Raw genomic sequence first — 14700 nt, forward strand, 5'->3', positions numbered from 1 at the left:
TTGCCATGACTGCTCTCTCTGCCCTGCGCGCCGACATCCGTAAATTGCACCTAGCAGATGAGGATAAACTCCTTGCCGATCTGCAAGCCAAAGCCGCGATTCCCGAGGCGGTAAAAACCGCCGCCAGCCTGCGCGCCAGCAAACTGGTGTCAAAAATCCGCGCCGAAGGTGCATCCGGCATGATGGAGGTCTTTATGGCCGAATACGGCCTGTCCACAGACGAAGGCATTGCCCTGATGTGTCTGGCCGAAGCCCTGTTGCGCGTCCCCGATGCCGATACCGTAGACGCCCTGATCGAAGATAAAATCGCCCCCTCGGATTGGGGCAGTCACCTTGGAAAATCCTCCTCCTCGCTGGTCAACGCTTCTACTTGGGCATTGATGCTGACAGGCAAGGTGCTGCACGACGAAGAACCTGGCATCGCCGCCACCCTGAAATCCGCTGTGCGCCGTTTGGGGGAACCCGTCATCCGCACCGCCGTATCACGCGCCATGCGCGAACTTGGCGCACAATTTGTACTGGGCCAAACCATCAAAGAGGCCGTGTCCCGTGGCAATGGCAAAGCCCGCAAAGGCTTTACCTATTCCTATGACATGCTGGGCGAAGCAGCCCTAACCGCCAAAGACGCCGATCATTTCTATGACAGCTATGCCGATGCGATCAAACAACTGGCACAGCATTGCAAATCCGATGACATCCGCGAAAACCCCGGCATTTCCATCAAACTCTCCGCCCTGCATCCCCGCTATGAAGTCGGCCAACGCGACCGCGTGTTGCGCGAATTGACCGCCAGCACCAAACGTCTGGCGCGTCTGGCCCGCAAGGCTGGCATGGGCTTCAACATCGACGCCGAAGAAGCAGACCGCCTTGATCTGTCGCTCGACGTGATCGAAGCCGTGCTGCGCGACCCCGATCTGGCAGGCTGGGACGGGTTTGGCGTGGTGGTGCAATCCTTTGGCAAACGCTGCGCCCCCGTGCTGGACTGGTTGCACCAACTGGCCAGCGATCTGGACCGCAAAATCATGGTGCGTCTGGTTAAAGGCGCCTATTGGGACACTGAAATCAAACGCGCCCAAGTGGAAGGCGTGACAGGCTTCCCTGTCTTTACTCGCAAAGTCGCAACCGACGTGGCCTATATCTGCAACGCGAAAAAGCTGCTGGGCATGACCGATCGCATCTACCCGCAGTTCGCCACCCACAACGCCCATACGGTTGCAGCCATCCTTGAAATAGCCACTGACAAATCGGTCTTTGAATTCCAGCGTCTGCATGGCATGGGCGAAGCATTGCACGATATTGTCCTGAAATCCGAAGGCACCCGCTGCCGCATCTACGCCCCCGTTGGCGCGCACCGCGATCTGCTGGCCTATCTGGTCCGCCGCCTGTTGGAAAACGGCGCAAACTCCAGTTTCGTCAACCAGATCATCGACGAATCCGTCCCCCCCGCCGAAGTCGCCGCCGACCCGTTCGCGGCCTTGGAAACCACCCCACACAGCCCTGTCGCCCTGCCCGCCGATATTTTTGCACCGCGCAAAAACTCGCGTGGTTGGGATCTGCATTGCATCGAGGATCTGGCCGAAATCGAAGCTGCCCGCACCCCGTTCCTTAACACAAAGTGGCAAGGCAAACCGCTGACCGTGGCCGCCCCAACTGGCACAGAAACACTGGATGTCATCAATCCGGCCTTGCCCAGTGACGCCGTGGGCACCGTGCTGCAAGCCACAAAAGCGGATGCCGAAACCGCAATCCAAAATGCAACCATCTGGGACGCACCCGCCACCACCCGCGCTGCCACCCTGCGCAAAGCGGCTGATTTGTATGAAGACAATTTCGGTGAACTTTTCGCCGTGCTGACCCGCGAAGCAGGCAAAACCCCAATGGATGCCATCGCCGAACTGCGCGAGGCTGTCGATTTCCTACGCTTTTATGCAGATGAAGCCGAGCGCTTGTCAGACACCGCCCCGCGCGGCATTTTCACCTGCATCTCGCCGTGGAATTTCCCGCTGGCGATCTTTTCAGGCCAGATCGCAGCCGCATTGGCCGCTGGCAACGCCGTGCTGGCCAAACCGGCCGAGCCGACCTCCCTTACTGCCTGCATCGCCACGGAACTCCTGCATAAAGCCGGCGTGCCCGCCGCCGCATTGCAACTGTTGCCGGGTGCAGGCCGCGTGATCGGCACGGCACTGACCAGCAGCCCGCAAATCAACGGCACCTGCTTCACAGGCTCCACCGCAACGGCGCAAACCATCAACACCGCACTGGCCGATCACGCCAGCCCCGATGCACCGCTGATCGCCGAAACCGGCGGCCTGAACGCCATGATCGTAGACAGCACCGCCCTGCCAGAACAGGCCGTGCGCGACATTATCGCTTCGGGTTTTCAATCCGCAGGCCAACGCTGCTCCGCCCTGCGCTTGCTCTACGTCCAAGAGGACGTGGCCGAACCCTTCCTTGAAATGTTGTTCGGTGCGATGGATGAATTGGTGCTCGGCAACCCGTGGGACTACACCACGGATGTCGGCCCCGTGATCAATGAATCCGCCGCCCAAGGTATCCGCGACCATATCGCCAAGGCCCGCAAGGAACGCCGCGTGCTAAAAGAACTGCGCACCCCTGACACAGGCACTTTCATCGCCCCGACAGTGATCAAAGTGAACGGCATCGCTGACCTGACCCGCGAAATCTTTGGGCCGGTGGTGCATATCGCCACCTACCGCGCCAGTCAGTTGGATCAGATTGTCGATGACATCAACGCCACGGGGTTCGGCCTGACCTTTGGCATGCATTCGCGCATTGATGACCGGATTGATCAGGTGACCGCGCGGCTGAACGTGGGCAACATGTATATCAACCGCAACCAGATCGGCGCGATTGTAGGCTCGCAACCCTTTGGCGGCGAAGGCTTGTCCGGCACCGGCCCCAAGGCGGGCGGCCCGAACTACGTGAAACGCTTTACTGCCACCACAGCCCAAACCCATGCGGCTGACACTGGCACGCCAGCGGATGTGGTTGCCGTGCAATCCGCACTCGACACCATGACGGCCACCCGCCGCCCGCGCCTGTCCTCTGAACTGCTGCCTGGTCCCACAGGCGAAAGCAACCAACTGTCCACCTTCGGGCGCGGCACAGTCCTGTGCCTTGGCCCCACCGCCGCAGCCGCAGCAGAGCAAGCCCGCACCGCCCGCCAAAACGGCTGCGCCGCCCTAGAGGTCGCTCCGAATGTGACAAACGGTATCGACGGAACCCTGCCGATAGCCGCCTTGGAAACACTGGAAAATTTCGACCTCGTCGCACTCTGGTCCACACCCGAGGATCAACGCACAGCGCGCCAAGCCCTCGCCAAACGCACAGGCCGCCTGATCCCGCTGGTCACTGGCGACGATCTGGCCGAACGCTGCACAATGGAACGCCACATCTGCATCGACACCACCGCCGCAGGCGGCAACGCCGCCCTACTCGCTTCGGTTGAAGGGTAATCTCGGATCTGCCCCACATCCATTTTCTAGAAATATCCGCGCCGCAGGCATCCCCCTCTGATCAGAGGGGGATTTTCCTTAGCCAGCCCGTAAAACCATACCAAATAGATCCCGTGGATCATCAGGGTCTGCCAACATATCAAGATCCTGATAAAACATGGTGTTTTTCAAGCGGTCCCGAACGTAACGCAGCGCCGAGAAATCCTCGATTGCGAAACCGACCCCGTCAAACAGGGTGATCTGGCGCTCATTCACGCGGCCTTTGGCAGTGCCGTTGATCACCTGCCACATCTCGGTCACGGCAAAATCTTCGGGCATCTGCTGGATTTCACCCTCGACGCGGGTTTGTGGCGGGTATTCCACAAAGACGTCAGATCGTTTCAGAATATCACCGTGCAGTTCCGTTTTACCCGGACAATCTCCGCCAATCGCGTTGATATGCACGCCTGCGCCAACCATGTTATCGGTCAAAATCGTCGCGCATTGCTTGTCTGCTGTGCAGGTGGTGATGATCTGCGCACCCTCTATCGCCTCTTCCGGCGTTTTACAGGCGACCAATTCCAGCCCCATGCCCTCAAGGTTTTTCATAGCTTTGGCGGTGGCCGCGCTGTCGATATCGTACATTTGCAAACGCTCGATCCCGACAATAGCCTTCATCGCCAGCGCCTGAAATTCGGATTGCGCCCCATTGCCGATCATCGCCATGGTTTTCGCGCCCTTGGGGGCCAGAAATTTCGCGACCATGGCACTGGTAGCCGCAGTGCGCAGGGCGGTCAGGATAGTCATTTCAGACAATAACACCGGATAACCGTTGCCCACATTGGCCAGCAAACCAAAAGCCGTCACGGTTTGCAGCCCCTCTTTGGTGTTCTTTGGATGACCGTTTACATATTTAAAACCATAGACTTCCCCGTCAGATGTGGGCATCAACTCGATCACCCCTTCGGACGAATGGCTGGCCACGCGGGGCGTCTTGTCAAACAATTCCCAACGGCGGAAATCTTCTTCGATATATTGGGCGATCTCGGTCAGCATGGTTTCCAGCCCGACAAAATGGATCAGCCGCATCATGTTATGGACGCTGACAAAAGGCACCATGGCCAAGGTGGATGGGTTCGGTTTCGTCATGAGTTTTCTCCCTCATTGATACGTTTATTAAGATGGATGCCAGCGATCACCGGCCCAGCGCATCGGGGCGAGCCTGTGGTGTTCAAAATCATAGCGGAGTCCTCAATGCACACCCGGACCTGTGTCCAGACCAGAGAAACTTTCGGTGGGGCGATCAAACACCCGCCGCCCCATCAGGCTGGCCACAAGATCCACCATCAGACTGGCGGTTTTGCCCCGCTCGTCCAGAATCGGGTTCAGTTCCACCAGATCAAGCGAACTCAGCAAGCCACTGTCACAAAGCATCTCCATTACCAGATGGGCCTCACGAAACGTGGCACCGCCCGGCACAGTGGTGCCCACAGCGGGCGCAATCGACGGGTCAAGGAAATCCACGTCCAGACTGACATGCAGAAGCCCGTTCTGATCCGCAACTTTTTGCAAGAACCCACGCAGCAAGGGGGCAATCCCGTTTTCGTCAATGGCGCGCATGTCGTGCAGGATAAATTTCTGGCGGGCCAGTTCTGCCTTTTCTGCCCCGTCAACAGAGCGCAGGCCGATCATGCAAACCTGATCCGTGGGGACAGGCGCCTTCAATTCGGGAAAGCCGTCAAACCCGTCGCGCCCGCACACATAAGCCACGGGCGTGCCGTGCAAATTGCCTGACGCGGTGGTCAATGGGGAATGATAATCCGAATGGGCATCAAGCCACAGCACAAACAAAGGCCGATCCTGCGCCTGTGCATAATTTGCCACCCCTGAAACCGTACCAAGGGACAGGCTGTGATCACCCCCCATAAAAATCGGCATTCCATCCGCCATAGCGGATTGTGCCGCCTGTGACAGGGATTTTGTCCAAGCGATTGTTTCGCCAAGCGCATAGACCTCGGGGTTGCTGCTGTGGGCGGGTTCAACTGGCCCCATTGGCACATTGCCACGGTCTTCGACTTCAAAGCCCAACTCGCCAAGGGTTTTGGCCAAGCCAGCCACCCGATAGGCGTCCGGCCCCATCAAACATCCCTGACGGCGCTTGCCTGAATCCACTGGCGCGCCGATCAAAATACACGATTTGCTTTCCATAAAATGGTCCTTTCATAAACGTGTTCTAGATGCCCCGCTCTCCCGACTGGTTCGTCAGGGCCGCAAACATCTGATCCGATTTACCCCCCATCTTGTGGGCGGCGGTTCTGGAGAGAGGCTTCAGCAGCTGTATTAACAGCCCGTGTCATCCCGTCTTCGCTCATGGTCGAGGGCCATCCCCCGTCGGGAACCAACGCCCATGCCGTGCACGCAATCGCTGTTCCTGAGGTCTCTATATAGGAATAGGCTTTCAAGTAAACACTCTGTTAAACCGAGTATTTTGGGGCGTTGTGGCTTTGGTGGCGTTGGATTTCAGGTATTTTAACTCAAAAGAAACGATTTTAGCGTTTAATCCAAAGCGCGGTACAGGCTGAGGAGCCGATGACCGTCGACAAAGAAGCCGCCCCGCCGTCCTTCTTCGCAAAGGGTTTCGCGTTGCTTAGACAGCGGGGCGCATTTTGATTACAAGCCAAGCGAATGGCCCAAAGGGATTTAGATGAAGCCGCCATGTGGTTCCAACCACTGCGGCGTGGTTCCAATTACAGCGGCGATGATCACCATGTATAGGCCGGATGTATAGGCCGGCATCAGGCACTGGTTCACGCCAACCATGATTTGCGACAAGGCGTTGGGTAATTCCATCAAAAACATTTGTTGCGTGCAAGTGCCCTACCGACATGATTGCGGCTTCTTTAATATCTTAGTTGACCCGCCCCCTAACAACACGTTGCACGCCATTAGATGGGCCGCATAGATCGCGCTGGCCGTCAGGACGACAACAGGCCAAATCCTTCGTTCACAGGCCGACCCGATTTATCGCAGTGGATCACGGCTCTAAGATTTGCTGCAGCGCCCTCAAACCCCGGCTAGACCATAGCCACCCAAGCCCCCGAGGCCGCACAAAAAGACGCCTTTGCCTGCACCCTTCAGGCCGCTTTGGCCAAGCCCAAGACCTCGCCGATACGGTGCTTCAGCTTGTCTCGACCCAAGCGGTGATTATCAACGGGCAATACAAAACTGTCGACGGCAGACTGACCATCGCCATGCCGCTACAGTCTGCGTTTTTCTAGAACCAGCCTTCCCAAAGGCGCGGACCTAGATTAGATATTTCCTACAAACGCACCGCTACAGCTGCCGCAGGGGCCTGAAATGTTGGATATTTTCCTCAATTCCTTTATCTGGCTGTTATTCTTTCTTTTAGCCTTCACAACCCTCATGCCCTTTACCCGAACCGAGGCATGGTGGATTCGCTGCTGGGATTTTCCCCGCGTCCATATCGCTGTCCTATGCGTCGTCTGCTGCGGCTTGGCGCTTTGGTTTACACCACCTGCATATTTGTGGATCACAATCATCAGCGCGGGGTTCTTAGCTTTCCAAACAACTAAGATCCTGCCCTACACGCCGCTTTATCCCACAGAAATCACCCTAGACCCGACCCCTCCTGAAAATGCCAGCTTCCTGATCCTTGCCGCAAATGTGTTAAAAGAAAACGAAGATCCCAGCAAAATTTCCGACCTGATCCTAAGCAAAAAACCGGAAATCCTGCTTTTGATGGAGACTGACAGGTCATGGGATGCCGCACTAGAAACCGCGCTTGCCACCTTTAAAACCGTGAAATCCTCCCCGAGAGAGGATCATTACGGGATGATTTTTGCCACAAATCTTGAAGTCGTGGCCTTTGATTTCAAGCACTTCAGCGATGACGACACCCCCACCGCTGTGGCCAGACTAATCGCCCCAAATGGCGCGGATTTCAGCTTTATCGGCCTGCACCCACGCCCCCCTGTGCCAGGTGTGGACACCACGGATCGGGACGAGCAAATCCACACCTCGGCCACCATAGCACACAAACTGAATCGACCGGTGGTCTGCATGGGCGACTTCAATGATGTGGCTTGGTCGCGCACGTCCAAGATGGTGAAAAAGAGGGGGCAATTTTCGGATCCCCGGGTCGGGCGGGGTTTCTTTTCCAGCTTTGACGCCACCCATCCGCTGCTGCGCTTTCCGATTGATCAGATGTATGTGACCAAAGGTGCCAGACTGGTGTCTTTTGGCCGCGGTCCGAACGTTGGCTCTGATCATTTCCCCATGATGGCGACACTGTTCATCGACCCTTAACGCAATCCACAAACGTTTAATAACATGCCAATTGCGTTGTTTTTCTGGAACAGTACACTCCCAGTATGACATGGTTTTCCGATCTCACAGGCATTGCCCCTGAAACGCCCCAAAACGTGGCGCGCGGGCTCTCCGTGCAAGGGGCGCGGCTGGTTTCAAAACACGCGTTAAATCGCCCGCAGATCGGCACCCTGACCCTGCCCCAGTTGCAAGACCTGCGCGCGCACGCCGTACCGAATGGGCCAAGGACGACCCTGCGCGAAAGAGTTGCAGATGTGCAGGATTTGCACCTTGATCCAAGCAATGCAGGGGCGGTGTTTCAGGTCGCCTCGCAGTTTAACCTTCTTGAAATGGTCGCGCCCAACGTCACACCTGAACAGGGTGTCGGGATTTACGAAAACGACCATACCCAAGGCCCCGCCTGTGCCATCGCTTGCGGCGCTGGCACGATTTATCGCAACTATTTCGCACCCGTTGGCGGCAGTTCTGGTCAGACCGAACATCGTCAAATTGACTGCCTTAGCGCGCTGGCAAAGGCGCTGGACAATTCCACACACCGCTACTGGGAAATGAAAAACGGCTACGCGCTGCCCACCGACGACGGTTTCATTCGACTGAACACAGTGCTGGCCGCAAAATCGCCAGAACAACTGGATCACCTTCGCGGACTGCTGCAAATCGGCGTGCAATCCCACACCGAAGTCACCCTGCCAGCGGGAGGCCACTGCGTCACGCAAATCTATTGCAGCGCAATGCCTGTCGCCTATGGAGAAGGGTCAAAACCACTCTGGCAGCCCATCGCCACACTGGTGCTAGAGGCCGCATATGAGGCAACTTTGCGGGCCGCCGTAATCAACGCACAAACCACGGGAAACCGCAAAACCTACCTCACCCTGCTGGGCGGCGGTGCTTTTGGGAATGATCGGGAATGGATCGTCCAAGCCCTGTTGCGCGCTCTGCTCCAAGTCGAATTCAGCGGCCTTGACGTTGAAATCGTCAGCCACATGGCCCCGAACCCGATCGTAGAACAGATCATTACCCGTTGGAAATCAAGCTAGGATTAATCGTCCTCAAACGGGTCCCAGTCGTCTTCCAGCATTTGCGCTTCCAGTTCGTCCTCTGGATCAGCGGTGATGTCTTCAAGCGAACGAATATCGCGGATTTCTGACCCCGGAAACCGCGCCATTGCGGCAACCACCAGCGGATGCTGCAAGGCACGTCCTTGCAAATCACTGCGATGGGCGGCTTTTTGTTCGGTGACCGTTTCAGCCCCGCCTGTCGACACAACCGAAACACCCCAGCGCACACCTGTCCATGTCTGCAAGCGTGACGCCAAACGCGAGGCAAGATCCGCTGGCGCATCATCCGTGGGTTGGAATTCAATCCGACCGGGAGTGTATTTGGCCAGCCTTAGATGGTGTTCCACTTCAACCAGCAACTTCATGTCGCGCCGTGCACGGATCAGATCGACCACCTGATCGAATCGCACAAACCGCGCCAATGCTTGCGCACTGTCAGGCTGCCCCGCATGCACCGCGCCGCCCCCCGCGATCATTGCAACAGGCCCACCCGAAGGTGCTCCCCCACCCATACTTCCACCCATATTCCCACCTTGGGACACGGCGCCACCTGGCATCGGTGGGCCGTCCCCACCACCACTGCCGCCACCACCGCTTGGCAGTTGCGGCGGATTGGCGTGTAACCGACGGACCAATTCCTCGGGGCTGGGCAGTTCGGACACATGGGTCAAACGAATAATCGCCATCTCTGCCGCCATCATCCCGTTTGGCGCAGCAGAGACTTCTTCTAATGCTTTCAACAACATCTGCCACATACGGGTCAGCGCCCGCATGGGCAGGGCCTCTGCCGCTGTGATGCCGCGCGTGCGTTCATCGGGCGAAACAGTCGGGTCATCCGCGGCTTCTGGGGAAATCTTGATAACCGATACCCAATGGGTCACTTCAGCCAGATCGCGCAGCACCGCAAGGGGATCAGCCCCTTCGGCATATTGCCCCGACAATTCGTTCAAAGCGCCCGCTGCATCGCCTTTCATGATCAGATCAAACAGGTCCAACACCCGCCCGCGATCCGCCAGCCCCAACATGGCCCGCACCTGATCCGCGCTGGTTTCCCCGACCCCGTGGGCAATCGCCTGATCCAGCAGCGACATGGCATCCCGAACAGACCCTTCTGCCGCCCGCGCAATCAGCGCCAGCGCATCATCGGCCACCTGTGCATCTTCCAGCCCGGCGATTTTTTCCAGATGGGTGATCATCACTTCGGGTTCAATCCGGCGCAGATCGAACCGCTGGCAACGGCTAAGAACCGTAACCGGAATTTTACGAATTTCCGTGGTGGCAAAGATGAATTTCACATGCTCGGGGGGTTCTTCCAGCGTCTTCAACAGTGCGTTAAACGCCCCGTTTGACAGCATGTGCACCTCGTCGATGATGTAAATCTTGAACCGCGCCGAGGCCGCACGGTAATGCACACTGTCGATAATCTCGCGGATATTCGCCACGCCAGTGTTGGATGCGGCGTCCATTTCCATCACATCAACATGACGCCCTTCGGAAATTGAAACACACATATCACACACACCGCAGGGCTCGGTTGTCGGCCCGCCCTGCCCGTATGGACCAATGCAATTCATCCCCTTGGCCACAATCCGCGCCGTGGTGGTTTTACCCGTGCCGCGAATCCCCGTCAGTACAAAGGCATGGGCAATCCGGTCCGCGGCAAAGGCGTTTTTCAGGGTGCGCACCATGGCATCCTGACCAATCAGATCTTCAAAGGTGGCAGGGCGATACTTTCGCGCCAGAACCTGATAGCCTGTTTTTGCCTCTTGCGTCATAAACTGCCTGCACCCGTTAGATTCGTATCCCAGATAAACCCTAAAGCATCATGCCCGACTTCGCCATATACCCAATCCCCCTTTCCAGCGGAACTCTGGCGATTGCGCCGATCCCCGGGCGGGGCGGCAGATTTGACGCCGACCTCAATACCCTGCTGCGCTGGAACCCCGATCTGGTTCTGACCATGACCACAACCGAAGAGTTGCACCACGCCAAAGCCAGTGACCTGCCGACCAGATTGCAGGATGCAGGCACCAAATGGCTGCACCTGCCAATCCCCGACTTTGGCGCACCTGACGGCGAAACCGCCGCTAACTGGGCCAACGCCAGCCAAACCGCCCGCGACATCCTGCAAAACGGTGGCCGCGTGCTGGCCCATTGTTACGGTGGTCAAGGGCGCTCTGGCATGGCGGTGATGCGCATTATGGTCGAACTGGGCTATCCCCCCAAAGACGCCCTCAGCCGAATCCGCGCCATACGCCCCCATGCCGTGGAAACCGCCGAACAACAAAAATGGGCCAGCCGCGCGCTCTGACCCTACAGCTTCTTTCGAGCATAAATACCTGAAAAACCGCCCCTACTGGCGGAACTGTCAAGGTAAAAGGAACTGGACAAATCGGGGGGAGGGAAAGGTGAGAGGCTGGACATCGACCCAAACGGGGCTCGTTACGGTTGCTTCCTTCCGGACCTGGCCGGGTTGGCGAGGCGCTTGCCCGCGCCAACCTCTCGAACGGCTATATAGGGTCTATTCCCTCGTTTGCCAAGGTCACGATTGCAACCCTTTGTCTGCCATGCCACAAAACCCGCAAACAAAGAACGGGACGCACTATGTTGAACGCAGAACAGGTTACTTTCGGGGGCTCTGGCCTAAACCGCACCGCTGAACATCGCGGGGATGCCGACAAACTGGAACAGCTGCGCGTTGCAGGTCAGGCCATTGCCCTCTGGCGGGGAAAACCACTTTTTGACTTCAAAACCAAACAGTTGATGCGTCTAAACCCCGATCACCCTGTTCTATCCGAAGCCACCGACCCAACGATTTTCCTTGGTGTCGAGGACGACGGCACTGCCCTGTTCGCCCATGATGTTTCCCCTTGGAAAGACCCGGCACTGGACGCCGCGGCGCTGGCGAATTTCTTTGATCCATCGCAAAATCACTACCCCGGCTTTGAAGACAGTCAGGTTTTTACCGAGCTGCGGGGAATCATGGCCAAAATGTCGCCACGGGACGCAGAGCTGGCCGCAACCGCGCGGGGCATGTTTGAATGGCACCGTCATCACAAACATTGCGCGAAATGCGGGGCACGCTCGGAACTGGCGCAGGCGGGCTGGCAGCGGGATTGCCCCAGCTGCAAAGCCTCTCATTTTCCGCGCACTGATCCGGTGGTTATCGTGCTGGCAACAAAGGGAAATTCGGTCCTGATGGGGCGTTCTCATGGCTGGCCGGACGGCATGTACTCCCTGCTGGCGGGGTTTATGGAACCCGGCGAAACCATGGAAGCCGCCGCACGGCGCGAAGTCTTCGAGGAAAGCGGCATCCGCCTTGGGGCCGTACGCTACCTGTCGTCACAGCCTTGGCCCTTTCCATCCAGCCTGATGATCGGCTGCGCTGCCGAAGCTGAAAACACCGAAATCATCATTGATCCCAAAGAGATAGAAGACGCCCGTTGGTTCACCCGCGAAGAGGTCTTTGCAGCAACACATGGTGAAAATCCGAACCTTAAACCTGCACGTAAAGGCTCGATCGCCCATTTTCTAATTCACAACTGGCTGTCAGACACATTAGATTGACGCCCATCGATTCGAGAAACCGCAAAAACTATAAACAGGCAGAACCCCATGCAGTTTTCCAGTGTCCAAGACGTCAATGCGCCTTTAGACTTTGTGTTCCAGCAACTGTCAGACTTTGACAGCTACGAGTCTTATGCCATGCGGATTGGCGCGGACGTCAAACGTACGGACCAGCTGACCCAAAAAGGCGCGGGCCTGCGATGGAGCATTGACGGTGATTTTCGCGGCAAGAAGCGCAAGTTTGACATCCAACTGACAGAATATCGCCCCGATAACCTGTTGAAATTCATTGTGATCGCTTCTGGCATCGAAGCAACCGCCAGCATGGAGGCTATGGCCCTGACGCGCAAACAATCGCGCATCAAAGTGACCACCGTCCTGACCCCCAAAAGCATTTCCGCGCGGTTGATCCTGCAATCTGCGAAACTGGCGAAAAGCAGTATGAACCGCAAGTACAACCATCGCTTTTGGACCTATGCGAATTATATTGAAAACAACTACAACAAAGCGGCCCGCTAAGGCGCCGCTTTGCGTGGTGTTTTTGGGCTGTTGCGCTGATCTAACGCCCTACCCCCGCGCGGTTTACCCGCGCGAGCGATCTGCGGCATAGACCCCCAGAATTTCCAGATGGGTTGTGAAATAGCCCAATTCATCCAGCGCACGGCGCACGGGTGCATCATCGGGGTGGCCGACAATATCCGCATAAAACTGCGTCGCAGTGAACGAGCCGCCGATCATATAGCTTTCCAGCTTGACCATATTGACCCCGTTGGTGGCAAACCCGCCCATGGCTTTGTACAAAGCCGCAGGAATGTTCCGCACGCGGAACACAAATGTGGTGATCAGTTCCTCGTCAGATTGCGGCGTTTCCACCGGTTCGGGGGACATGATCAAAAAGCGTGTGGTGTTGTTCTGGTTGTCCTCAATGTGATGGGCCAGAACCTCTAGGCCGTAGATTTCCCCCGCCAGATCGCCTGCCAGCGCCCCTTGGCTTTTGTCGCCCAGCGCTGCGATATCTTTAGCCGCCCCTGCGGTATCTGCGCCGGTTATCGGGGTCAGTTTGTGTTCCTTGAGGAACTTGCGGCACTGGCCCAGCAGGACCGTATGGCTTTTGGCGGATTTCACGTCCTCCAGCTTGGCCCCGGGCACACCCATTAAATTGATATGCACCCGCTCAAAATGTTCCCCGATGATGTGCAGCCCGCTTTCCGGCAACAGATAGTGAATATCCGCAACCCGCCCGTAGGTGGAATTTTCCACCGGCAGCATCGCCACATCCGCATCGCCGCGTTTTACTGTCGCAATAGCGCTTTCAAAGGTCTTACAGGCCACAGCCTCGGCCTTTGGATAGACCGCTTGACAGGCCTGATGGGAATAGGCACCCAACTCTCCTTGAAAGGCAATTTTGCCTGCTTTTCGTACCATTTTGCAATTACTCCCTGAAAAGCATCATTTTTCCGGCCCAAGGGCGTTTCGTCGCGGCTTGTACACCTTGCAAGTGGATAGGGGAAGGCGCTAGAAGAGGCGCGGAAAAGAATGTGCGGGAGTCCCCTCCCGCTCCTCAAGGTAGGTAAAACCATGGACACAATGGAAACAACCAAGATTGTAGGCGGCGCATGTGGTGCTTTGCTCGTTTTTCTTCTTTTAGGCTGGGCTGGTGATTCCCTGTATCACGTCGGTGCCAGTGAACATGGCGACGGTGAACACACATCAGGCTATCCAATCGAAGTAGCCGAAGCATCCGACGCGACCAGCGACGAACCCGAAGTCACCATCGAAGAACTGATGGCATCGGCTGACGCAGAAAAAGGCGCGAAAGTCTTTTCAAAGTGTAAAGCCTGTCACAAAGTCGAAGCTGGCGCGAACAGCACAGGCCCGACCCTGCACGCCGTTGTGGGCCGTGCGATTGGTACAGAAGCCGGATTTGAATTTTCCAGCGCGATGGCGTCCCATGGGGGCGACTGGACTGTTGAACACCTGAACGGTTTCCTGACCAAACCATCCGCTTATGTGAACGGCACAAAGATGAGCTTTGCCGGCCTGAAGAAAGCCACAGACCGCGCGAATGTCATCGCCTATCTGCAAACGCTTCAGTAAGCGCGACAGCGATTTGAAATTCAAAGGCCGCCTTCGGGGCGGCCTTTTTTATTGTGATAAGCAACCGCGACACTGTGCTCGGCATTATTCCGTAACAATTCCTCACACTATTGCGTGTTGCTGTTTACCTATGGCGGATTTTACCTATTTACTGTGTATAACGCACGGCAACAGGT

12 protein-coding genes and 1 other RNA gene are annotated in these 14700 nt (G+C 56.9%); 7 read left to right on the top strand and 6 right to left on the bottom strand.

Features of this window, described 5'->3' with window-relative positions:
- The first annotated feature begins 5 nt into the window (after positions 1-5).
- Entirely contained in the window at positions 6-3476 is a 3471-nt protein-coding gene (gene putA, locus GGE09_RS14895; RefSeq protein WP_309746947.1) for a bifunctional proline dehydrogenase/L-glutamate gamma-semialdehyde dehydrogenase PutA, read from the top strand.
- Positions 3477-3554: 78 nt separating this feature from the next.
- Here the strand turns inward: putA and GGE09_RS14900 are convergent, their stop codons facing one another.
- From GGE09_RS14900 to GGE09_RS14910, 3 genes are all read right to left on the bottom strand, one after another.
- A complete protein-coding gene (locus GGE09_RS14900) occupies positions 3555-4604 on the bottom strand; it encodes an ornithine cyclodeaminase (RefSeq protein WP_309746948.1) in 1050 nt (349 codons plus the stop codon).
- Between the two features lie 102 nt (positions 4605-4706).
- Positions 4707-5663 carry an arginase gene (gene rocF, locus GGE09_RS14905; RefSeq protein WP_309746949.1) on the bottom strand — a complete coding sequence of 319 codons (957 nt, stop codon included), beginning with the start codon at positions 5661-5663 and terminating at the stop codon, positions 4707-4709.
- Between the two features lie 492 nt (positions 5664-6155).
- Positions 6156-6305 carry a hypothetical protein gene (locus tag GGE09_RS14910; RefSeq protein WP_309746950.1) on the bottom strand — a complete coding sequence of 50 codons (150 nt, stop codon included), beginning with the start codon at positions 6303-6305 and terminating at the stop codon, positions 6156-6158.
- Between the two features lie 507 nt (positions 6306-6812).
- Here GGE09_RS14910 and GGE09_RS14915 point away from each other — a divergent pair.
- Both GGE09_RS14915 and GGE09_RS14920 read left to right on the top strand, forming a co-directional pair.
- Positions 6813-7781: an endonuclease/exonuclease/phosphatase family protein gene (locus tag GGE09_RS14915; protein WP_309746951.1), complete on the top strand. Its 969-nt coding sequence runs from the start codon at positions 6813-6815 to the stop codon at positions 7779-7781.
- Between the two features lie 65 nt (positions 7782-7846).
- On the top strand, positions 7847-8839 hold the full coding sequence (locus GGE09_RS14920) for a hypothetical protein (protein ID WP_309746952.1): 993 nt from the start codon (positions 7847-7849) through the stop codon (positions 8837-8839).
- Positions 8840-8841: 2 nt separating this feature from the next.
- On the opposite strand, the gene GGE09_RS14925 is transcribed toward GGE09_RS14920, so the two are convergent.
- A complete protein-coding gene (locus GGE09_RS14925; RefSeq protein ID WP_309746953.1) occupies positions 8842-10635 on the bottom strand; it encodes a DNA polymerase III subunit gamma/tau in 1794 nt (597 codons plus the stop codon).
- Between the two features lie 50 nt (positions 10636-10685).
- Here GGE09_RS14925 and GGE09_RS14930 point away from each other — a divergent pair, with 50 nt between their 5' ends.
- Positions 10686-11171, top strand: coding sequence for a protein phosphatase (locus GGE09_RS14930; protein WP_309746954.1), 486 nt, complete (start codon positions 10686-10688; stop codon positions 11169-11171).
- Between the two features lie 95 nt (positions 11172-11266).
- On the opposite strand, the gene ffs is transcribed toward GGE09_RS14930, so the two are convergent.
- Positions 11267-11365: signal recognition particle sRNA small type (ffs, locus tag GGE09_RS14935), an RNA gene on the bottom strand.
- A gap of 99 nt (positions 11366-11464) precedes the next feature.
- Between ffs and nudC the strand changes: the two genes are divergently transcribed.
- Both nudC and GGE09_RS14945 read left to right on the top strand, forming a co-directional pair.
- The gene (gene nudC / locus GGE09_RS14940) at positions 11465-12427 is read left to right on the top strand and encodes an NAD(+) diphosphatase (RefSeq protein ID WP_309746955.1); all 963 of its coding nucleotides are present in this window, start codon (positions 11465-11467) and stop codon (positions 12425-12427) included.
- Positions 12428-12475: 48 nt separating this feature from the next.
- Positions 12476-12946, top strand: a complete 471-nt coding sequence (locus GGE09_RS14945) for an SRPBCC family protein (RefSeq protein WP_309746956.1) — start codon at positions 12476-12478, stop codon at positions 12944-12946.
- Between the two features lie 63 nt (positions 12947-13009).
- Here the strand turns inward: GGE09_RS14945 and GGE09_RS14950 are convergent, their stop codons facing one another.
- Positions 13010-13852 (bottom strand): prephenate dehydratase, encoded by an 843-nt coding sequence (locus GGE09_RS14950; RefSeq protein ID WP_309746957.1) that lies wholly within the window; start codon positions 13850-13852, stop codon positions 13010-13012.
- Between the two features lie 153 nt (positions 13853-14005).
- Between GGE09_RS14950 and GGE09_RS14955 the strand changes: the two genes are divergently transcribed.
- On the top strand, positions 14006-14524 hold the full coding sequence (locus GGE09_RS14955) for a cytochrome c family protein (protein ID WP_309746958.1): 519 nt from the start codon (positions 14006-14008) through the stop codon (positions 14522-14524).
- Positions 14525-14700: the final 176 nt, after the last annotated feature.

The organism is Roseobacter sp. N2S (genome assembly GCF_031454055.1).
GTDB lineage: Bacteria > Pseudomonadota > Alphaproteobacteria > Rhodobacterales > Rhodobacteraceae > Amylibacter.

Excerpts from the sequence above, each read along its gene's own strand:
- putA (WP_309746947.1), top strand. The coding sequence starts at position 6 with ATGACTGCTCTCTCTGCCCTGCGCGCCGACATCCGTAAATTGCACCTA.
- GGE09_RS14900 (WP_309746948.1), bottom strand. The coding sequence starts at position 4,604 with ATGACGAAACCGAACCCATCCACCTTGGCCATGGTGCCTTTTGTCAGC.
- rocF (WP_309746949.1), bottom strand. The coding sequence starts at position 5,663 with ATGGAAAGCAAATCGTGTATTTTGATCGGCGCGCCAGTGGATTCAGGC.
- GGE09_RS14910 (WP_309746950.1), bottom strand. The coding sequence starts at position 6,305 with ATGGAATTACCCAACGCCTTGTCGCAAATCATGGTTGGCGTGAACCAG.
- GGE09_RS14915 (WP_309746951.1), top strand. The coding sequence starts at position 6,813 with ATGTTGGATATTTTCCTCAATTCCTTTATCTGGCTGTTATTCTTTCTT.
- GGE09_RS14920 (WP_309746952.1), top strand. The coding sequence starts at position 7,847 with ATGACATGGTTTTCCGATCTCACAGGCATTGCCCCTGAAACGCCCCAA.
- GGE09_RS14925 (WP_309746953.1), bottom strand. The coding sequence starts at position 10,635 with ATGACGCAAGAGGCAAAAACAGGCTATCAGGTTCTGGCGCGAAAGTAT.
- GGE09_RS14930 (WP_309746954.1), top strand. The coding sequence starts at position 10,686 with ATGCCCGACTTCGCCATATACCCAATCCCCCTTTCCAGCGGAACTCTG.
- nudC (WP_309746955.1), top strand. The coding sequence starts at position 11,465 with ATGTTGAACGCAGAACAGGTTACTTTCGGGGGCTCTGGCCTAAACCGC.
- GGE09_RS14945 (WP_309746956.1), top strand. The coding sequence starts at position 12,476 with ATGCAGTTTTCCAGTGTCCAAGACGTCAATGCGCCTTTAGACTTTGTG.
- GGE09_RS14950 (WP_309746957.1), bottom strand. The coding sequence starts at position 13,852 with ATGGTACGAAAAGCAGGCAAAATTGCCTTTCAAGGAGAGTTGGGTGCC.
- GGE09_RS14955 (WP_309746958.1), top strand. The coding sequence starts at position 14,006 with ATGGACACAATGGAAACAACCAAGATTGTAGGCGGCGCATGTGGTGCT.